This is a genomic window from Kitasatospora sp. NPDC040550 (assembly GCF_055594965.1).
Window position 1 is genome coordinate 150976 of record NZ_JBVIWC010000010.1, and the last position, 18991, is coordinate 169966.

The 18991-nt window shown below is 75.0% G+C and carries 17 protein-coding genes; 9 read left to right on the top strand and 8 right to left on the bottom strand.

All coding sequences use genetic code 11. From position 1 onward, the window contains the following. Positions 1–42 precede the first annotated feature (42 nt). Positions 43–1197, bottom strand: a complete 1155-nt coding sequence (gene argJ, locus ACZ58X_RS17390; protein WP_470334489.1) for a bifunctional glutamate N-acetyltransferase/amino-acid acetyltransferase ArgJ — start codon at positions 1195–1197, stop codon at positions 43–45. A 288-nt stretch (positions 1198–1485) separates the two neighbouring features. On the opposite strand from argJ, the gene ACZ58X_RS17395 reads away from it, so the two are divergent. Beyond that, positions 1486–2724 (top strand): styrene monooxygenase/indole monooxygenase family protein, encoded by a 1239-nt coding sequence (locus ACZ58X_RS17395; RefSeq protein WP_470334490.1) that lies wholly within the window; start codon positions 1486–1488, stop codon positions 2722–2724. A gap of 44 nt (positions 2725–2768) precedes the next feature. On the opposite strand, the gene ACZ58X_RS17400 is transcribed toward ACZ58X_RS17395, so the two are convergent. Continuing rightward, complete coding sequence (locus ACZ58X_RS17400) at positions 2769–4259, bottom strand: carboxylesterase/lipase family protein (protein ID WP_470334491.1); 1491 nt, start codon at positions 4257–4259, stop codon at positions 2769–2771. A gap of 101 nt (positions 4260–4360) precedes the next feature. Between ACZ58X_RS17400 and ACZ58X_RS17405 the strand changes: the two genes are divergently transcribed. The 6 genes from ACZ58X_RS17405 (at position 4361) to ACZ58X_RS17430 (ending at position 10116) form a co-directional block, all read left to right on the top strand. Continuing rightward, positions 4361–4978, top strand: coding sequence for a TetR/AcrR family transcriptional regulator (locus ACZ58X_RS17405; protein WP_470334492.1), 618 nt, complete (start codon positions 4361–4363; stop codon positions 4976–4978). Between the two features lie 149 nt (positions 4979–5127). After that, entirely contained in the window at positions 5128–6174 is a 1047-nt protein-coding gene (locus tag ACZ58X_RS17410; protein WP_470334493.1) for a TIGR03617 family F420-dependent LLM class oxidoreductase, read from the top strand. A 212-nt stretch (positions 6175–6386) separates the two neighbouring features. Beyond that, on the top strand, positions 6387–6785 hold the full coding sequence (locus ACZ58X_RS17415; protein ID WP_470334494.1) for a hypothetical protein: 399 nt from the start codon (positions 6387–6389) through the stop codon (positions 6783–6785). Beyond that, on the top strand, positions 6782–8563 hold the full coding sequence (locus ACZ58X_RS17420) for a GMC family oxidoreductase (RefSeq protein ID WP_470334495.1): 1782 nt from the start codon (positions 6782–6784) through the stop codon (positions 8561–8563). The genes ACZ58X_RS17415 and ACZ58X_RS17420 overlap by 4 nt, the downstream gene beginning before the upstream one ends. Continuing rightward, positions 8560–9402 carry a hypothetical protein gene (locus tag ACZ58X_RS17425; protein WP_470334496.1) on the top strand — a complete coding sequence of 281 codons (843 nt, stop codon included), beginning with the start codon at positions 8560–8562 and terminating at the stop codon, positions 9400–9402. Before ACZ58X_RS17420 ends, ACZ58X_RS17425 begins: the two co-directional genes overlap by 4 nt. 240 nt (positions 9403–9642) lie before the next feature. Then, complete coding sequence (locus ACZ58X_RS17430; protein WP_470334497.1) at positions 9643–10116, top strand: hypothetical protein; 474 nt, start codon at positions 9643–9645, stop codon at positions 10114–10116. Here the strand turns inward: ACZ58X_RS17430 and ACZ58X_RS17435 are convergent. The 5 genes from ACZ58X_RS17435 to ACZ58X_RS17455 all read right to left on the bottom strand — a co-directional run bounded on the left by ACZ58X_RS17435 (position 10082) and on the right by ACZ58X_RS17455 (position 14471). Next, positions 10082–11122, bottom strand: coding sequence for a bile acid:sodium symporter family protein (locus tag ACZ58X_RS17435; RefSeq protein WP_470334498.1), 1041 nt, complete (start codon positions 11120–11122; stop codon positions 10082–10084). The two genes, ACZ58X_RS17430 and ACZ58X_RS17435, sit on opposite strands and share 35 nt — an antisense overlap. After that, positions 11119–11412: a hypothetical protein gene (locus tag ACZ58X_RS17440; RefSeq protein WP_470334499.1), complete on the bottom strand. Its 294-nt coding sequence runs from the start codon at positions 11410–11412 to the stop codon at positions 11119–11121. The genes ACZ58X_RS17435 and ACZ58X_RS17440 overlap by 4 nt, the downstream gene beginning before the upstream one ends. Next, positions 11409–12293: an isocitrate lyase/PEP mutase family protein gene (locus ACZ58X_RS17445; RefSeq protein ID WP_470334500.1), complete on the bottom strand. Its 885-nt coding sequence runs from the start codon at positions 12291–12293 to the stop codon at positions 11409–11411. Before ACZ58X_RS17445 ends, ACZ58X_RS17440 begins: the two co-directional genes overlap by 4 nt. Positions 12294–12751: 458 nt before the next feature. Beyond that, the gene (locus tag ACZ58X_RS17450; RefSeq protein ID WP_470334501.1) at positions 12752–13627 is read right to left on the bottom strand and encodes a class I SAM-dependent methyltransferase; all 876 of its coding nucleotides are present in this window, start codon (positions 13625–13627) and stop codon (positions 12752–12754) included. A 295-nt stretch (positions 13628–13922) separates the two neighbouring features. Further along, the gene (locus ACZ58X_RS17455; protein WP_470334502.1) at positions 13923–14471 is read right to left on the bottom strand and encodes a PadR family transcriptional regulator; all 549 of its coding nucleotides are present in this window, start codon (positions 14469–14471) and stop codon (positions 13923–13925) included. Positions 14472–14618: 147 nt separating this feature from the next. On the opposite strand from ACZ58X_RS17455, the gene ACZ58X_RS17460 reads away from it, so the two are divergent. Beyond that, positions 14619–15977 carry an MATE family efflux transporter gene (locus ACZ58X_RS17460; RefSeq protein ID WP_470334503.1) on the top strand — a complete coding sequence of 453 codons (1359 nt, stop codon included), beginning with the start codon at positions 14619–14621 and terminating at the stop codon, positions 15975–15977. An 86-nt stretch (positions 15978–16063) separates the two neighbouring features. Here ACZ58X_RS17460 and ACZ58X_RS17465 read toward each other — a convergent pair whose 3' ends face one another. Then, positions 16064–16552, bottom strand: a complete 489-nt coding sequence (locus ACZ58X_RS17465) for a flavodoxin family protein (RefSeq protein WP_470334504.1) — start codon at positions 16550–16552, stop codon at positions 16064–16066. Positions 16553–17603: 1051 nt separating this feature from the next. Between ACZ58X_RS17465 and ACZ58X_RS17470 the strand changes: the two genes are divergently transcribed. Then, positions 17604–18986 (top strand): serine hydrolase domain-containing protein, encoded by a 1383-nt coding sequence (locus ACZ58X_RS17470; protein WP_470334505.1) that lies wholly within the window; start codon positions 17604–17606, stop codon positions 18984–18986. The last annotated feature ends 5 nt before the right edge of the window (positions 18987–18991 follow it).

The following is an 18991-nucleotide window of genomic DNA, read 5'->3' on the forward strand; positions in this document are numbered from 1 at the left end:
CGGGAGCGGACAGCGGTCGGGCGGCCGGAGCCGGGCCGGGCGTCAGGTGGTGTAGGCGGAGTTGAGCCGGACGTACTCCTCGGTGAGGTCGCAGCCGTAGACGGTGAAGGCGCCGTCGGCGATGCCCAGGTCGATCCGGATCACCACCTCGTCGCCGCCGAGGTAGCGGCGGGCCGCTTCGAGCAGGGCGTCGCCCGGCTCCTCCGGGTACATCGGGAGCTCGTCGAAGCCGATCCGGACGGCGGCCGGGTCGATGTCGGTCTCGTCCCGGAGCTTGCCGACGGCCATGGTGATGCGGCCCCAGTTCGGGTCGGCCCCGTGCACGGCGGCCTTGACCAGCGGGGAGTTGACCACGCTCTTGCCGACGCGCTTGGCCTGGGCGGCGTCGCGGGCGCCGGTCACCCGGACCTCGATCAGCTTGGACGCGCCCTCGCCGTCCGAGGCGATCTCCCGTACGAGGTGCAACGCGCACTCGTACAGCGCCTGTTCGAAGGCGGCCGGGTCGACCGGGCCGGCCAGTCCGTTGGCGAAGAGCGCGGCGGTGTCGCTGGTGGAGGTGTCGGTGTCGATGCTGAGCGCGTTGAAGGTCCGGTCCATGACGCGGCGGAACAGGGCGTCGAGCTGGTCGGCGGGGAGGTCGGCGTCGGTGAAGAAGAAGGTCAGCAGGGTCGCCATGTCGGGTTCGATCATGCCGACGCCCTTGGCGATGCCGACCAGTACGGCGTCGCCGCAGCGGACCCGGACCTCCTTGTGGCGGGTGTCAGTGGTCATGATGGCCTTGGCCGCCGCGGTGTAATCGGCTTCCGGGAAGGGCCAGTTCAGGGCGGCGAGCCCGGCGCGGATGCCGTCCATGGGGTAGGGGCGACCGATCACACCGGTGGAGGCGATGACGAGCTCCTCCGGGGGGATCCCGACGATCCCGGCGACCCGGTCGCGGACCTCGGCGGCGTTGTCCGCCCCGGTGCGCCCGGTGGCGACGTTGGCGTTGCGGGACAGCACGACCATCCCGCGACAGGCCCCGAGGGCGGCCGCCCCGCGGCTGAGCAGGACGCTGGGGCCGGCGAAGCGGGAGCGGGTGAACACCGCGGCCGATCGGCAGGGGACTTCGGAGACGACGGCCGCGAAGTCGTCCTCGACGTCCTTGAGGCCCATGTTGGTCGTGACGGCGCGGAAGCCGCGGGGTGCGACGGGCTGCATGGTGGATCGATCCCTCTCCGAATGGTCCCGGCGCGGGTCGCGGTGGGCGAGCTCGAACCGTGAGTCGGCGAATAGATTTGCGGAGAACTGAATACATCAAGCGTTTCGGCGTGGTCAATGAGTTATCTCAGTGCATGACTATGCGAACTGGCTCGGTGGTCGGAGTGGCCCGCACGAGGACCCCGCGTTCCGTCGCGTCCGGCCCCTGCCGGTGGCCCGGCGGCTCGACTACTGTGCCTGGTTGATGCACCGTCAACGGATCGTCGACAGAGCCCGGGAGGCCGCCGCATGCGCCGGATCGCCGTCGTCGGAGCAGGCCAGGCCGGCCTCCAGCTCGCGCTCGGGCTGGTGGCCGACGGCTGCGAGGTGACGCTGGTCGCCGAGCGCACCCCGGACCAGCTGCGGGACGGGCGGGTGCTCTCCACCCAGGCGATGTTCGGCCCGGCGCTGCGGATCGAGGCGGCGGCCGGGCTGGACCTGTGGGCGGCCGAGGCCCCGGCCGTGGACTCGGTCGACGCGGCGCTGGTGGTACCGCCGGGCGTCCGCGCGCTGGAGTTCACCATGACCCTCGACGAGCCGGCCCGGTCCGTCGACCAGCGGATCAAACTGTCCCGCTGGCTGGAGCTGTTCGCCGAGCGCGGCGGCCGGGTCGAGTACCGCTCCCTGGACCGCGCCGGACTGCACGAACTGGCCCGCCGGCACCAGCTGACCGTGGTCGCGACCGGGCGCGGCGAGCTCGCCCGGATCTTCGAACGGGACCCCCGCCGCTCACCGTTCGACCGGCCGCAGCGCGCCCTGTCCTGCTTGTACGCGCACGGCGTCGGGGCACCCGACCCGGCCGCCGGGCCCAGGGCCCGGATGCACGCCCTGCCCGGCCTGGGCGAGCTCTACCTCCAGCCGGCCCTGACCCGCACCGGCCCGTGCGACATCCTGCTCTGGGAGGCGCTGCCCGGCGGCCCGTTGGACGTGTTCGGCGACGGGCCCGCGCCCGACGTCCACCTCGACCGGATCCGCGCCCTGCTGGCCGAGCACCTGCCCTGGGAGGCGGAGCTGTGGCGGGAGGCCGAGCCGACCGACGCCGGGGCCGGGCTGTGCGGCGCGGTCACCCCGACCGTCCGCCGTCCGGTGGCCGAACTGGGCTCGGGCGTCGACGCCGTGCACGTGCTGGGCCTGGGTGACGCGGTGGTGGTCAACGACCCGATCACCGGCCAGGGCGCCAACGGCGCCGCCCGCGCGGCGCAGGCGTACCGGCGGGCGATCGGCGAGCACGGCGACGCCCCGTTCACGGCGGACTGGATGTGCCGCACCGCCGAACGGTTCTGGCAGCGGCACGCCCGCCACGCCGTCGACTTCACCACCGCCCTGCTGACCATGCCGGACCACCTCCAGGGCGTCTTCGCGGCTGCGGCGGAACACCCGGAGGTCGCCCGCAGGCTGGCCAACACCTATGCCGAGCCGAGCGACCACGCGGCCTGGCTGGCCACGCCCGAGTTGACCGCCGGGTACCTGGCCTCGGTCGGGCGCTGAGCCCCCCGGCCCGGGCGGGAGTGCCCGCCCGGGCCGGGGGAGCGTCAGACCAGGTCGAAGCGGGTCGGACCGCCCCCCGCCCAGATGCCCCGGGAGGCCTGGTCCGGGTAGCGGACGGTCTCCGAGCGGGTGCCCAGGACCCGGGTGAGCTGCTGCTCCGGCTCGTGGGCGGCCCAGCCGGGGTCGCCGGTGCCGACGAAGCGGATCCAGGCCCGCTGGAGCTCCCGGGAGACCGCGACGGCCTCCGGGGCGGGCGGGTCGCCGAGGAAGTGCCGGCCCATCGGGCTGTCCAGGGAGCCGAAGGCCAGCGGGACGTCCAGGCCGTGGCAGGCGCCGAACACCCCGCCCAGGGCGGGGGCCGGGTAGGCGAGTCGGAAGAGGTGGGAGGTGCCGCCGGCCGCCGTGTTGCCCTCGGCGAGGTGGAGCGAGGGGATCCGGAACAGCGAGTCGGAGAAGACGGCCTCGACCAGGGCGTCGGGCGTGGCGCCGGGGAAGGCGGCTCGGTAGGCGTCCGGGCCGCCCGGGCGCGGGGCGAGCAGGTCCAGCGCGGTGCGGGCGTCCTCCTCGGTGAAGGCGCCGCGCCGGCCGGCCAGCACGGCGAAAAGCCGGAACTCCTCCCGGGCGTGACCGACCAGCAGCTCGATGCCCTCGGCCCGTCCGGCGGCCAGCGCTGTCCAGGGCTCCTCGGTGAGGAGCTCGCCGTCGACCACCGGCACGGTGGGAACGCCGGTGCGGGCGAGCCGGCCCCAGCGCGCGAGGTGCCCGGGGAGGGCGGCGCCGAGCTCGGTGACGGCTTCGGCCAGCTGCCAGGGATCGGTGCCGGCGAGGCCGGCCGCGGTGGGGTCGGTGCCGAGCCGTTCGGCCAGGGCGGCGGTGATCTCGGCAGCCAGCGCGGGGGTGGCGAGGGTGCCGCCGACGGAGTGGGCGATCGCCCGGTGGAACAGGCCGCGGGCCCGCGGCACGGCCAGCAGCGCGGCCACCGAGGAGGCCCCGGCCGACTGGCCGGCGACGGTGACCCGGGCGGGATCGCCGCCGAACGCGGCGATGTTGTCCCGTACCCACTCCAGGGCCGCGAACTGGTCGAGGAAGGCGCGGTTGGCCGGGGCGCCGTCGAGGAGGGCGAAACCCTCGGCGCCGACCCGGTAGTTGACGGTCACCACGACCAGGCCGGCCCGGGCCAGCTCGGTCGGGTCGTACAGCGGGTCGCCCGCGGTGCCGGAGATGAAGCCGCCGCCGTGGAGCCAGACCAGCACCGGGAGCCCGGCCGAATCCGGGTGCGGGGTGCAGACGTTGAGCGTCAACCAGTCCGTGCCGGTGGTCGGTTCGGCCTGGAGGGGCCCTGACTGGGGGACGACGGGGCCGTACGCGACGGCCTCGCGGACGCCGTCCCAGGGCTCGGGCGGGGCGGGGGCGGCGAAGCGGAGCGGGCCGACCGGGGGCCGGCCGTAGGGGATGCCGCGGAAGGCGGCGAGGCCGCGGTCCACGAAGCCGCGGACGGTTCCCCCGGTGGTGCGGGCGACGGGCTGTACGAGCACGGGGCGCTCCTCCCTCGGAATGCGTCCAGCGTTGTCGGTCGGCTGTATTATGTCAAGCGTATGGAAAAGGCCGGTCGGGAGTCGTCGAGGAGTGCCGGGGCATGCCCAAGCAGGTGGACCATCGGGAGCGCCGCGAGACCATCGCCCGCGCGCTGTGGCGGATCGTGGAGCAGCGCGGCACCACCCGGCTGACCCTGCGCGAGGTCGCCCGGGAGGCCGGGATCTCGCTCGGCCAGCTCCAGCACTACTTCGCCTCCCGGGCGGAGCTGCTCGGCTTCGCGATGGACCTCGCCGGGGAGCAGAGCGGCCTGCGGGTCGCCCGGTCGCTGGCCGGGCTGGGCGAACGGCCGCACCCGCGCGCGGTGCTGCGGGCGATGCTGGTCCAACTGCTGCCGCTGCAGCCGGACTCGCGGGTCACCAGCCGGATGGGCGCCGCCTACGTGCTGGAGGCGCTGCACGACGAGGAGGTCCGGGAGCGGGCGCGCGGCGGGCTGCTGCGGGGGCGGGCGGAGGTGGAGCGGGTGGTGCGGCGGGCGATCGCCGACGGGCTGGTGGCGGCCGACCGGGACCCGGTGGTGGAGACGGACCTGCTGCTCGCGCTGACCGGGTTCACCACCCTGCTGGAGCTGGGCGTGGTCGGGCCGGACGCCGCGCTCACCGCCGTCGACCGGCACCTGGACCGGCTGTTCGCCGGGGAGGGCCGACCGGCCGGCCCGTGACGGCGTGGCAGGCTGGGCGGGTACCGCCGCCGCACGACACCGCACGGGCCCGGCGCCGCACGGGCCCGGTGCACCGCAACCGCACGATCCCGCCGCGCCGCACCGCACGAGCCCGGCACGACGCAAGCCCCGCGACCAGGAGCACCCGCATGGACCGACCCGCCGCCCTCCGCCTCGACGCCACCGCCTCCGGGCACCCGGCCGGCATCCTCGACGCCGCCGAACAGGCCGAACGCCGGGGCATGGACCGGCTGGTGGTCGCCGAGACCGCGTACGACCCGTTCCTCCAGCTCGCCCGCGCGGCCGACCGCACCATGTCGATCGAGCTGGCCACCGGCATCGCGGTGGCCTTCGCCCGCACCCCGATGACGCTGGCCTACCAGGCCTGGGGGCTGCACGCGGCCTCCGGCGGGCGGGCCGTCATCGGACTGGGCTCGCAGGTCAAGCCGCACATCGAGAAGCGCTTCGGGATGCCCTGGGACCGGCCGGCCGCCCGGATGCGGGAGTACGTGCACGCGGTGCGGGCGATCTGGCACAGCTGGCAGACCGGTGAACGGCTGCGGTTCCGGGGCGACTTCTACACCCACACGGTGATGACGCCGGTGTTCTCGCCCGACCCGGTCCCGTCCGGGGTGCCCCGGATCCTGCTCGCGGGCGTCGGGCCGCTGATGACCCGCACCGCCGGGGCGGTGGCGGACGGCTTCCTCGCGCACCCGTTCTCCTCCACCGCCTACCTGACCGAGCAGGTGCTGCCCGGGCTGGTCGAGGCGCGGGCGCGGGCGGAGGCCGAGGGGGCGGACTGGACCGGGCGGCCGTTCGAGACCGTCGGCAACGTGCTCACCGCCACCGGCCGGACGGAGGAGGAGCTGGCGGCCAACCGGGCGGGGGTGCGCGAGCGGCTGGCCTTCTACGCCTCCACCCCGGCCTACCGCCCGGTGCTGGCGCAGCACGGCTGGGAGGGGTTGCAGGAGGAGCTGCACACCCACTCGGTGCGCGGGCGCTGGGCCGAGATGACGGCGCTGATCTCGGACGAGGTGTTCGACGCCTTCGCGGTCTCCGGCACGGTCGAGGAGGCCGCCCGGGAGATCCACCGCCGGTACGCGGGGCTGGTCACCCGGCTGTCCGTCAACCTGCCCGAGGATGCGGACCCGGCGCTCGGCCTGGACGTGCTGGCGGCGGTGCGCGCGCTGGGCTGAGCGTCAACGGTCCGGGAACCGCCGTGGAGGAACGGCTATCGGTCATGAACTGATCAAGATGCGTCACATTCGGGCAAGCGGCCCCCGGCGGCCCGCCCGGGCGGGAGGATCGCGCTGAGCAGGCGGAGCGTGCCCGCTCGGCACGAGCCTGTCATGTCTTGGCCATCCGCTCCTGGCCGTCCGCCGACGATCGTGGGGGTGCCCGCGTGTCCGTGTCCGACGATCGCACCGCAGCCGACGACCTCTACGGGCCCTGGGGGCCCGCCGAGGAGGACGAACTCGCCGACCTCGACGAGTTCCTGCGCGTCAGCGCCGAACTCACCGGCTTCGACGTCCCCGAACTCCGTGCCACCGGCATGGCCGACGAACACCACCGCACCACCCTGGCCCACAGGGTCCGCGACGAGCACGCCCTGGTCCACCTCTGGTACGTCGGCGCCTGGCCCGGCGAGGCGCCGAGCTCCGCCCGCGCCCACGACCACGGACTGGTCTGGCGGACCTTCCGGGCCAGCCCGCCCGGCGCCGCCGCCCCCGGGCACGGCAGCTGGGCCGCGGCCCCGCTCGGAGGCGCCCCGTCCGGAGGCGCCCCGTCCGGAGGTGAGCAGCGGTGAGCGGCCACTGGGACGCCGTCGTGGTCGGGGCCGGCTTCGCCGGCAGCCTGGTCGCCCAGCGCCTCGGCGCCCGGGGCTGGCGGGTCCTCGTCCTGGAGGCCGGCCGGACCGCACCGGGGAGCGCCGAGACCTCCGCCGCCCACCGCGCGGCCGGCGGCGGCCCGCCCACCTCGCCCTACCCGCACAACCCCGACGCCCCGTCACCCGACGTCACCGACCTCACCGGCCACCCGGACGGCGGCTACACCGCCGACGGACACCTGCGCCAGTACGGCCCGCTGCCCTACGCCAGCGGCTACCTGCGCGCCAACGGCGGCACCGGACTGCTCTGGACCGGCCTCACCCCGCGCATGCACCCCGAGGACTTCCGTACCGGCGACCTCGGCCACGGCCGCAACTGGCCGATCGGCTACCACGACCTGGAACCCCACTACCGCGACGCCGAACAGGAACTCGGCGTCGCCGCCGACGCCGAGGAACAGCGCCGGGCCGTCGGCCTGCCCCTCCCCGCGGACTACGCCTACCCGATGCGGGCGATCCCGGCCAGCCACCTCGACCGGCAGCTGGCCCGCGCCCTCGACGGCCGGACCGTGCGCGACCCCGCCATGACCGACCCGGCCCGGCTCGCCGTCACCCGCACCCCGCACGCCCGCAACGGCCTGCCCACCCGGCCCGGCACCGGCCACGGCGCGCCCTGCGCCGGGAGTGCCAGCTGCGTCCCGGCCTGCCCGGGCGGCGCCAAGTACACCCCGCTGCGCACCCAGGCCCGCTGGGCGCCCGCCGTCGAACTGCGCACCGAGGCGGTGGTCAGCCGGGTGCTCGCCGACCCGGGGACCGGACGGGCCACCGGGGTCGAGTACCTGGCCGGCGGCACCGCGCACCGGGTGAGCGCCGACCTGGTGGTGATCGCCGCGCACGCGATCGAGAACGCCCGACTGCTGCTGCTGTCCGGCCTGGCCGACCGCAGCGGCCAGGTCGGCCGGAACCTGATGGACCACCCCGCGCTGCTCACCTGGGGGCTGATGCCCCGCCAGGTCGGCCCCTACCGGGGCCCCGGCTCCACCAGCGGACTGGAGGCCTTCCGCTTCGGCGGGGCCCGCCGGCACCGGGCACCGTTCCGGATCGAGATCGGCAACTGGGGCTGGTCCTGGGCCGGCGGCGACCCGGCGACCGAGGCCGCCGCGCTGCTCGCCGCCGGGCTGCGCGGCAAGGAACTGCGCGAACGCCTCGGCGACCGGCTCGGGCGGCAGTTCTCGCTCCAGTTCGAACTGGAGCAGCCCGCCGACCCGGCCAACCGGGTCACCCTCGACCCGGACCGGCGCGACCCGCTCGGCCTGCCCGCCCCCGCGATCCACTACGACCTGGACGGCTACGTCCGCGAGGGCATGGCCTCCGCCCGGGCCGTCTCCGACCAGCTCTTCGCCCTGCTGGGCGCCGAGGACCACACCGCCTACCCGGGCGCCGGGTGGCCCGGCCGGCTGGAGCACCGCGGCGCCGTCCACGGCTACCGGGGGGCCGGCCACGCCGGCGGCACCCACCTGATGGGCGATTCCCCCGGCAACTCCGTGGTCGACCAGTGGCAGCGCTGCTGGGACCACCCCAACCTGTACGCCGTCGGCTGCGGCTCGATGCCCTCGCTCGGCACCTCCAACCCCTCGCTCACCATGGCCGCCCTCGCGCTGCGCAGCGCCGAACGGATGCACCAGGACCTGCTGGCGCTGCGGCGGCCGACCACCCTCTCCCCGCCCGTGCCCCCCTTGTTTTCGGAGCCCTCATGACCGGCCTGCCGCTGCCGCCCGTCCCGGAGCCGTACCACCTGCCCTTCCACTACGGCGCGTTGCACAACATCGGCGTCGACTACCTGGTGGACCCGGAACGGGCCCGCCGACTGCTCGACAAGCGCCACCCCGGGCTGAGCGCCGCGACCTTCGACGGCGGGGCCTGCGTCTCGCTCAACTACCAGCTGTACTTCGCCCAGTACCCGAACGGCGGCGGCATCACCGAGGAGCTGGAGATCAACCTGATCGCCCACCCGGTGTTCGCCGAGGAGCGCATCCCGGTGGTCAACTACGGGCAGTACGCCCGGGGGTACGACCAGACCAAGCTGCTCGGCATCGCCCGGCTGCACGTGCTGTGCGACAACCCGCTCGCCATCGACGCCGGGCGCCGGCTGTACGCCGAACCCAAGCACCCCGGCTGGTTCGAGACCACCCTGCCCTCGCTCAACGCGGCCGCCGTGCGCGAACGGTGGAGCATCTCCTGCCGCCGGGCCGAGATCGGGCCGGAGGGGCTGCACCGGTACCAGGAGGAGATCCTCGCCCTGGACGTCGACCTGGTCGGCCTCACCCCCGAGCCGGTGAACAACACCCCGATCACCGGCTACGGCACCGACGACGAGGGCAGGCTGCTCGCCGGACCGCTCAACGTCCACCACCCGTACCGCTACTACGCCCTGGACGACCGCACCGCCGACCGGGTCCGGCTCGACCTCGGCAACCCGGCCGAGGAGGCCGCCCGCGACCTCGCCCAGCTGATCGGCGAGGCCCCGGCGGCCGGCGTCTGGACCTACCAGTCCGCCCCGGTGGCCGCCCACCACCGCGCCTACTACGTCCGGTGACGGTGTGCCCCTTCCCGGCCGGCAGCACCACAGCACCACAGCACCGCGGCGCGCCGGGAGGTCATCGGCGGACGGATCCGGACGGCCGTGCCGTAGACCGTGCTCGCCGACGACGGCACCGCCCTGACCATGACCGCCCGCCCCGGCACCGGGAGCCTCGCCCCGCCGGCTGGACCGCCGCCGGCTGGGAGTAGGGCCCGTCGTCGTCGAGGACGGGCCCCGGTAGGCTCGCGTCCCGACATGGACGACACCCACGCGATGGACGGGCTGAGCGATGCCGAGGCGCTCGACCACCTGCACGAACCCGGGGCCTACCGGCGGCTGGCCGAGCGGACCGCCGACCCCGGGGTGCTGCGCGTGCTGGCCCGGTGCGAGTACCCGTTCGTCTGGTACACGATCGTGCGGAACCCGGCCGCGCCGCTCGACCTGCTGGTGACCCTGTCCGTCCGGCGGCACAGCACCTGGAACGACAACTACCTGCTGCGGCTGCTGGCCGCCCACCCGGCGGTGACCGGTGAGGCCCTGGACGGTGTGGTCGAGCTGGTGGCCGAGCGGCTGCGGGAGGGCGAGCGCCCGTACGCCGCGGTGCTGCTGCTGGCCCGGCGGCCGGAGTTGACGGAGGAACGGCTGAGCCGGCTGGGGCACCTGCCCGGTGCCTCCAGCCGGCTCCGCCGGGGGATCAGCCGTGCGCTGGCGGCCCGCCCGCCGGGCTGAGCTCGGCCGTGGGCGGCCCGCCGGCCGGGACCGGCTCGGGCGCCCGGGCCCAGCGCCCGGCCAGGACGGTGCCGACCACCAGTTGGAGCTGGTGGTAGGCCATCAGCGGCAGCACCATCACCCCCGCCTCCGACCCGAACAGCACGGTGGCCATCGGCAGCCCGTTGGCCAGGCTCTTCTGCGAGCCGCACAGCATCGCCGCGATCGCGGCCGGGCGGGCCAGCCCCAGACCGCGTGCCCCGAGCCCGGTGACCGCCAGGGTCACGGCGAGCAGGGCCAGTAGCACCACGACCATCCCGAGCAGGGCGAACGGCGTCGCCTGGTGCCAGATGCCCTGGGCCACCGCCGCGCTGAACGCCGTGTAGACGACCAGCAGGATCGAGCCGCGGTCCACCGGGGTCAGCAGCCGTTTGTGACGGGCCACCAGCCCGCCGATCCACGGCCGCAGCAGCTGCCCCAGCAGGAACGGCGCCAGCAGCTGGAGCCCGATCCGCAGCAGCCCGTCCGCCGACAGCCCGGCGTGCGAGCCCAGCAGTCCGGCGACCAGCAGCGGGGTGAGCACCAGCCCGGCCAGGCTGGAGTACGTCCCCGCGCAGATCGCCGCCGGGACGTCGCCCCCGGCGGCGCCGGTCAGCGCCACCGAGGACTGCACCGTGGACGGCACCAGGCAGAGGAACAGCACCCCGGCCTGGAGTTGTTCGGTCAGCGGAACCGGCGTCAGCAGCGCGGTGGCCAGGCCGAGCAGCGGGAAGAGACCGAAGGTGGCGGCGAGCACCAGCCCGTGCAGTCTCAGGTGGCGCAGCCCGGCCAAGGTCTCCCGGGTGGACAGCCGGGCGCCGTACAGGAAGAACAGCAGGGCCACGGCGAGGTCGCAGGCCGTCGCGGCGAACCGGGCCCCGGCGCCGGAGGCGGGGAACAGCGCGGCCAGGCCGACCGTCCCCGCCAGTGCCAGCAGGTACGGGTCGAACCTGCGCCACCACGACGGGCGTTGGGCGCGGGCCGTCATGGCCCACCTCCGTTGCCGGCCGGGCCCCCGACCAGGCCCCCGACCAGGGATCCGGCGCCGTCGTGGTCGCTGCCCGCCGAGCCGCTGCCCTGCTGGAGGTTGGCCGTGCGGTCGACCTCCAGCCAGGAGTCGGCGTGCGAGTTGTCGATGACCGTGATCAGGCTGCCACCCGCGGCGGCCGGGGCCGCGCCGACCGCGAGCAGGGCGCACGCCCCGGTCAGCCCCAGGACGGTGGCCCGCAGTGCGGCGGCCGCCGAGGACGGGGCGGGCCGGCGCGGCCCGGGGCTCAAGCCGGCACGTCCGCGAGCCGCCGGGAGCGCGTGATGTTGCGCTCCAGCAGTTCGGTGGACTCCCGCACGCCGACCGGCTTGGCCTGCTCGGCCTGGGAGGGCAGTCGCCCGTCGGCGGTCTTGAGGCCGGTGAGCGCCTCGTCGATCGCCCGGTGGGCCGCGAACAGGCACGGCGTGCTGTAGATCGCGACGTCCACCCCCAGCTCGGTGAGCTCGGTGAGGGACAGCCGGGGGGACTTGCCGCCCGCGATCTGGTTGAACAGCAGGGGCTTGTCGCCGACCTCCTTGCGGATCCGGCGGATCCACTCCTCGCTGCGCACGCCGTCCACCAGGACCACGTCGGCGTCCGTCTCGGCGAGCGCGCGGGCGCGGCGCAGGATGTCCGCCTCCTCGGTGGCGTCGGTGCGGGCGACCACCAGGAGGTCGGTGCGGTCGGCCAGGACGAGCTCGAGCTTCGTGAGGTACTCCTCCAGCGGGAGGACCTGCTTGCCGTCGGCGTGCCCGCAGCGGCGCGGGCGCTTCTGGTCCTCCAGGATCACGCCGGAGGCGCCGATGGCCTCCAGCCGGCGCACCACGTGGCAGGCGACCTCGGGGTCGACGTAGCCGTCGTCGATGTCGACCAGCAGGTGGTGCGAGGGGAACGCGCCGCGCAGCCGCTCGACGAAGGCGACCATGTCGGGCCAGGCGATGAAGCCGATGTCCGGAAGGCCGTAGTACGAGGCGGCGAAGCCGAAGCCGGAGACGAACATGCCGTCGTAGTGCTCGGCCGCGATGGAGGCCGAGTACATGTCGTGGACGCCGATCAGGGGGGTGGTGCCCTGGTCCGCGATCGCCGCGCGGAGCCGCTGCCCGGGGCCCGCGGAGGTGGAAGCGTGGAACATGGGTCTCTCCTCACTCACAAGGATTTTGCCTGAACTTGGCTTTCCCAAGACCAAACTGAGGTGCCATCACTATGCGGTCTTTAAAGGTCCATGGGCAAACCTTTAATGGAGATTCACCCATGTGAGTGAACGAATTTTCGACAATGCGTCAGTCATATGACGTAAACATTCCGGGTCCGATCGGAGTCCGGCCGGAGTCCGAGCTGACGGCCGGGTGACGGCGGTGCCACGGCCCGCTCAACGGCGGGGAGCGGCGCCGCAACGCGAACCGCCGCCGCAGCGGGCGCTGCGACGGCGGTGGTGGGGGAGGTGGTGGTGTGGCCCGGGTGGGCGTCCGGGGCGGTGTCCTGGGTCGCGTTCGGGGCGTCCGGGGGTCGCGTCGGATCTGTCGGGATCGCGCCGGTTCGGCGCCGGTTCGGCGCCGGTTCGGGGCCGGTTCGGGGGTCGCTCCGGCGGGGTCAGGCGCTCGGGGTGGGGCGCACGGCGCGGCGTTCGCGCAGGGTGCGCAGGACCCGGCGGGTGGCGCGGGTGGCGACCGGGGGGAGGAGGTCCAGGGCGATCCGGCGGGAGGTCGAACGCTGGAGCTGGGCGGGCGTCTTGACCTGGTAGTTGAGGCGGAGGACCTGGTGGCCGGCGATGGTGTCCTCGTCGACGGCGTAGTCCTCGGCCCGCCAGTCGCGCGCCAGCAGGGTCCGGCGGGCGGCCGCGGCGTCGCCCCAGGTGCCGTAGAACTTCATTGGGGTGAGCAGCACCGGCTGCAGTCCGCCGGTGAAGACGGCCTCCCAGACGGCGGCCGAGACGCCCGGGGTGTGCTCCGAGCGGTAGTCGTCCAGCGAGATCAGGCCGTCCTGGGCGAGCGCGGCCCGGGCCACCAGGATGTCCCCGCTGACGTGCTCGTACAGGTGCGAGGCGTCGACGTGGACGAAACGGCAGCTGCCCGCCGGGATCCGGCCGTCGGCCAGCACCGAGGTGGGGGCCTGGACGATCTCGGGCAACTCGGCGTGGAAGGCGAGGTAGTTGGACTCGAAGGCGCTGCGGGTGAGGGTCTTGCGGTAGGACATGGACATCTCGGCGGCGTTCTCCGCGTCGGCGGCCTCGGAGTCGAAGAGGTCGCAGACGGTCAGCCGCTCGCCCGGTTGGAGGTGGTCCCCGAGCAGGACGGCGCTGCGGCCGAGGTAGCTGCCCAGTTCCAGGATGTCCCCGCCGACCCCGGCGGCCGTCTGGGCGGACAGCAGGTGGGAGAAGGCGGCCCGGTCCAGGCCGAAGAACCAGCCCGGGATGTCGTCCCGCTTCTGCGGAGCGGGGCCGGCGGCTGTGGTCACTTCACTGGGCACGGCTGCCTCCAGAGGGCGGGCGGGGCGCGGTGGTTGATCACGCCAGCGGAGGGGCGCCGTGGTCGTGAGGCAGATCATCATAGCCACGCCCGGGCCGCCCCGGGAGTGGTGTCGGCGGGGGCGTTCCGCGCCGGGGCAAGGCCGTTCGTCCTGGTGTTCGGGCTGGTGGCCCGCGCCCCGTGGGGCGCCCGGGCGGTTCGGGCGCCACCGGTCGGCGGCGGGTGCTGCCGTCCTCCGGGTGGGGCCGCCGGTCCGCCGTGGGTGCCACCGGATTCCGGCGGGGTGCCGTCGGCGGTCACCGCGCGGCGCCGCCCGCGGTGCCCTCCAGTCCGGCGATGGTCTCGGCCAGCCAGGCGCGCTCGGCGGCGCCGGAGGCCCGGGCGACCAGCAGCATGCCGCGTCGGAACGGGTTCGGCTCCCGCTCGGCGGTGACGGGCCGGCCGTCCCCGTCGTAGAAGAAGCTGCTCGGCGCCTCCAGGAAGTCCAGTCGGCGCCGGAGCACGGCGGCCTGCCGGGCCGGGGCGGCCAGTTGGTGGAGGAAGGCGGCGAGGGTGAAGAAGCGGATCTGGTCGGTGATCTCGGCCTGCTCGGGGTCGGCCAGTCGCCGCAGCAGCTCCGCCCGGCCCTCCGGGGTGAGTTCCAGGGTCTGGCGCGGCGCGGCGCCGCTGCCGGGTTCGGTGCGGCGGTGCAGCAGCCCGGCCTTCTCCAGCCGGGTGATCGCGGGGTAGAGCGCGCCGTCGCTGACCGGTCGGACGTGACCGGTCAACCCGGTGATCCGGGACTTGAGTTCGTAGCCGTGCAGGGGCTGGTCGTACAGGAAGCCGAGGATCGCGAGGGTCAGCACGGTCGGAGCCCTTTCGTCTGAGTGCGCCCCATGATGCGCCCCGTACCGCGGATGATGCTACCTCTTGTCGAGGTGCCTCGAATCGATGTATATCCATTCGAGGCAGCCGCTCGCTCCGGTGCGGGTGGCCCGACGATGGGGGAACCCGTGCGCGAACAGTCCGTCCGGCTGGCCTTGTTGGCCGGACCGGTCTACGCCGAACTGCTGTCCGGAGTGATCGCCACGGTGATCGGGACGCTCTGGGTGGCCGGCCTCGGCGGGGCCGCCGTGGCCGCCGTCACCCTGGCCGGCACCCTGGAGAACCTGCTGCTCGGACTCGTCCTGGTGGTGTCCTCCGGCGTCAGCGTCCGGCTCGCCCGGGCCCTCGGCGCCGGGGACCGGGCCGAGGCCGGGCGGATCACCCGCGCCGCCTGGCGGCTCTGCGCGCTCGGCACCCTCGCCCTCGCCGTCCCCGGCTTCCTGCTGCGGGACCGGATCGCGGGCGCCTTCCTCGACGGCGCGGCCGCCGCCAGGGCCGCCGAGTACCTCACCGTCGCCTTCCCGGCCTTCGGGCTGTTCTTCGCCCAGCGGGTCGCCGACGAACTCTTCAAGGGCAGCGGCGACACCCGCACCCCGATGCGGATCGCGCTGCTCTCCAACGCGCTGCTGCTGGTCCTCGACCCACTGCTGATCCTCGGCGCCGGCCCGCTGCCCGCCCTCGGCGTGCCCGGCGCGGCACTGGCCCTGGCCGCCTCCCGGGCCGTCGCCCTCGCCGTCACCCTGCGCCTGCGGCCCCGGGCCGGCCGACCGGTCCGGGGTGTCGGCGAGGTCCGGGGTGTCGGCGCGGCGGCCGTCGGCATCCTGCGCGCCGGTGCGCCGTACGGTCTGGACTTCACCGCCCGGATGGCCGTCGGGACGGCCCAACTCGCCCTGGTCGCGGGCTTCGGGGTGGCGGCGGTCGCCGGGTACGGCATCGGCTACCGGCTGCTGCTCGTGCTCACCATGGCCTTCTACGCGCTGCGCCAGGCCGCCGCCCTCCGGGCCGCCCACCTCGCCGGGGCCGGTGCGCCCGGGCCGCTGCGCGACCTCCGGCGCGCCACCGCCCGCCTCGCCGTCGGGCTGGGCGCCGGGGCGGCGCTGCTGGCGGCCGGCGCGGCCGGGCCGCTCACCGCGCGGTTCACCGACGACCCGGCGGTGGCCGCCCAGGCCACGGGGTTCCTCCACCTGACCGCCCTCTACCTGCTGCCGTACGCCCCGGCGGTCGCCCTCGGCGGCTACCACCAGGCGGCCGGGGCCGGGCGGGCGTTGGTGGTGTCGGCGGTGGTCGGTCTCGGTGGGCAGTTGGCGGCGGCGGTGGTGCTGTCGCGCTGGTGGGGGGTGGACGGGGTGTGGGCCGGTCAGGGGGTGGGTGCGGTGGTGCAGTTGGTGCTGTTGGTGGTGCTCTCCCGGCGTCGGGACGGGGGAGCGGTCCGGGAGGTCCGGGTGGGGCGGGCGCGGGCGCGGGTGTCGGGTCTCCGGGGTAGGTAGGTAGGCAGGTAGGTAGGTAGGTAGATCCGGTGGCCGGGCGGGGGCCCGGCCACCGGGCGTGGGGCGTGGGGCATGGGGCGTGGGGTTCAGGACGTCGGGGTGGACGCGGTCCGGAGGTGCTCGGCGAAGGTGTGGGCGGCCGCGAAGTCACGGTTGTCGGGGCGGTGCTTGTTGATGCCGCCGACCAGGCGGAACGGGAGCCAGGTGTCGTGGCCGCGGGCCGTGAAGCCGTCGACGATCCGGAAGCCCTTCGCCGCCAGGGCGCGCTCCGTCGGCCGGGTGAACGGGCGGAAGCCGGGTTGGGGTAGGCCACTGGTGGCGAACACGAAGGCCCGGCAGGGGCGTTCGGCGGACGGGACGGCGGACGGAAGGCTGCGGACGAAGGCCCGCAGGCGCGGGTGCAGGCGGCCGGTGAAGACGCCTGAGCCGAACCCGACCAGGTCGTAGCCGCTGAGGTCGGCCGGGTCCAGCTCTTCCGGTGCGACCACCGGCGCGGCCAGCGGCCGGGCGATCTCCTCGGCGATCCGCCGGGTGTTGCCGTGGGACACCGAGACACACACGATGACGGCCTTCATGGTGAGGACGCTCCCTTCGTTCTTCGTCGTGCAGGTACCGGATGGACCGGGCAGCGCGGCGGAACGTGACATCGCGGGGTCGTGCGGCGCCGAGCGTCGAGCGGCGCGCGGCCCGGCCCCCGTGCGCCGCCGAGCCCCGTGAGCCGTCCCGAGCCGCCGTGAGCCGTTGCGGAACGCGAGTCCCCCGGTACGGCGCACCACCGTGCGCCGCCGGCTCCGGGAACACCGCACGGCACGCCCGAACCACTGGCTCTTCCTCTTCACCCCCGATGCATTCCGTCGCATTTCCGCACAGCCGTCCCGAGCGCCCTCGTGGCCACTCTGCGGTGTCCGCGAAAATCTGGTTCCGACCCGTCGGGATCCGACGGTCACGGTTTCGGCCAACCAATTCACAGGCGTCATCAGGCGTTCCGCCCGTGGTCGGGAGCCATGCCAGGGATTTCGCCGGTCCGATTCCCATGAGAATTGCTTTCCGTTCAATCGGAAGGGGTTGCGAGCGGGTGATCCGCCGTGAAGACTGTTCCGCGTTCGTCTTTCGAACGTTCGGTCCGTCAAGGATTGCGCTGTCGCCCGGGGCCGTTGCGGCGGGTTCCGCACGGTGGTCGAGGGGAGGGGCGCAGGGGGGATTGCGATGCCGGGTGGGGCGACCCTGCGGGGTGCGGGCCGACGGGCCCGCAGGCCGGAGTGTCCGGGGTGTCGGTCCGGTTCCGCCGGCCCGGGTCGGGCATTCGGTCGCCCGGGGCTTTCCGCGTAGCGGGAAAAACCGGGTCGTATTCGTGCCGTCCGGCCGCCGCGTGCCGTCGCGGCCCGGAATGCCCCCGCGTGCGCCGTCGTCGCGCCGTACTGCGCCGGGAGGCGCCCCCGTTCCCGTTCGTGTCGGGCCGGTTGCTGCCGGACGGCGCCCGGTCAATCGCGTTGTGCGCGCGGCTCTTCGCGCCGCGCTGCGCCGCCGACCGGAAATTCGGCAGAGCGTTCCGCAGTAATCCGGAATTCCTTCACGGACGCGTCGTCGCGTCCGCACCCGAGAACCAGTCAACGGGAGCCACCGCCCATGCCGTACCCCGCCTCCGCGCCGGTCCGCGAGCGCGCCCCGCAGCTGCTGCGGCGCGAGTTGCAGCACCGGCTCGACACGCTCGCGCGCCGCCACCGGGTGCCCGGGGCCCAACTGGTCCTGGACACCGGGGCGGAGGTCGTCGCCCTGCACACCGGCGTGGCCGACGCCACCACCGGCGCGCCCCTCACCGGGGACACCGCCGTACCGGTCGGGTCGCTCACCAAGCCGTACACCGCGGCCCTGGTGGTGCTGCTCGCCGACGACGGGGACCTCGACCTCGACGACCGGGTCGCCGCGCACCTCCCCGAGTTCCGTCCGCTCCGTGACCTGACGGTCCGTCAACTGCTCAGCCACACCGGAGGACTGCCCGCCGGGCCGGACTCCGACGCGGCCGCCCGGACCACCGCGGCGCACTACCTGACCGGGGTCTGCACCGCCCGGGACGCGCTGTTCCCGCCCGGGACGGGCTTCTCCTACTCCAACGCCGGCTACGTCGCCGCCGGTCGCCTGGTGGAGACGGTGACCGGGATGCCCTGGCCGGAGGCCGTCGCCGCCCTGCTGCTGGAACCGCTGGACACCGTGCCCGCCTTCCTCGGCCCGCTGGCGGCCGGCCCGGCCACGGCGGGGCGCCCGGTGGCCGCCGGGCACGCGTACAACGCCGCGACCGGCCGGGTCCGGCCGGTCCGGCAGAACCTGGCCCCGGTGGAGGCGCCCGCCGGGGCGCTGCTGCTCAGCGCCGCCGACCTGGCCGTGTTCGGCACCGCCGCGCTCGGCCGGGCCAAGGCACTGCCCGCGGACGCCGCCGACGAGCTGCGCCGCCCCCAGCCCGGGGCCCGCCCGGGCGCGCTCGCGGACGGCTGGGGCGCGGGCCTGGCGCTCTACCGCCAGGACGGTCGGCTCTGGTGCGGCCACGACGGCAACGCCATGGGCACCTCCTGCCACCTGCGGGCCGAACCGGACAGCGGGGTGGTGGTCGCCTTCACCGGCAACGCGGGCAGTGCCACCGCACTCTGGCGGGAACTCGCGTCAGAACTGGCCGAGTTGACCGGAATCGCGGTGCCCGCCGCGATCGCCCCGGTGGCCGCCGGGGAGCAGGAGCCCCCGGGCGTCCCGGCTGAACTGCCGGACTGCGCGGGCGACTACCGCAACGGCGGGATCCGGTACCGCGTCGAGGCGGCGCGCGACGGAGGGCTCACCCTCTCCGTGGACGGCGACCTGCCGCTCCCGCTGCGCTGCTACGCCGACCTCCGCTACGACCTGATCGCGCCCGACACCGGTCGGCCCGAGCCGGGCGGGTGGTTCCACCGTGACCCGGCCACCGGGGTGGTCGACCTGGTGCAGGTGTCCGGACGCACCGCGCGGCGGACCGGGCCCGCCTGAGCCGC

What these genes read in the sequence shown, in the direction of transcription:
- argJ (WP_470334489.1), bottom strand. Translation starts at nt 1,197, where the DNA reads ATGCAGCCCGTCGCACCCCGCGGCTTCCGCGCCGTCACGACCAACATG.
- ACZ58X_RS17395 (WP_470334490.1), top strand. Translation starts at nt 1,486, where the DNA reads ATGCGCCGGATCGCCGTCGTCGGAGCAGGCCAGGCCGGCCTCCAGCTC.
- ACZ58X_RS17405 (WP_470334492.1), top strand. Translation starts at nt 4,361, where the DNA reads ATGCCCAAGCAGGTGGACCATCGGGAGCGCCGCGAGACCATCGCCCGC.
- ACZ58X_RS17410 (WP_470334493.1), top strand. Translation starts at nt 5,128, where the DNA reads ATGGACCGACCCGCCGCCCTCCGCCTCGACGCCACCGCCTCCGGGCAC.
- ACZ58X_RS17425 (WP_470334496.1), top strand. Translation starts at nt 8,560, where the DNA reads ATGACCGGCCTGCCGCTGCCGCCCGTCCCGGAGCCGTACCACCTGCCC.
- ACZ58X_RS17430 (WP_470334497.1), top strand. Translation starts at nt 9,643, where the DNA reads ATGGACGACACCCACGCGATGGACGGGCTGAGCGATGCCGAGGCGCTC.
- ACZ58X_RS17435 (WP_470334498.1), bottom strand. Translation starts at nt 11,122, where the DNA reads ATGACGGCCCGCGCCCAACGCCCGTCGTGGTGGCGCAGGTTCGACCCG.
- ACZ58X_RS17445 (WP_470334500.1), bottom strand. Translation starts at nt 12,293, where the DNA reads ATGTTCCACGCTTCCACCTCCGCGGGCCCCGGGCAGCGGCTCCGCGCG.
- ACZ58X_RS17465 (WP_470334504.1), bottom strand. Translation starts at nt 16,552, where the DNA reads ATGAAGGCCGTCATCGTGTGTGTCTCGGTGTCCCACGGCAACACCCGG.
- ACZ58X_RS17470 (WP_470334505.1), top strand. Translation starts at nt 17,604, where the DNA reads ATGCCGTACCCCGCCTCCGCGCCGGTCCGCGAGCGCGCCCCGCAGCTG.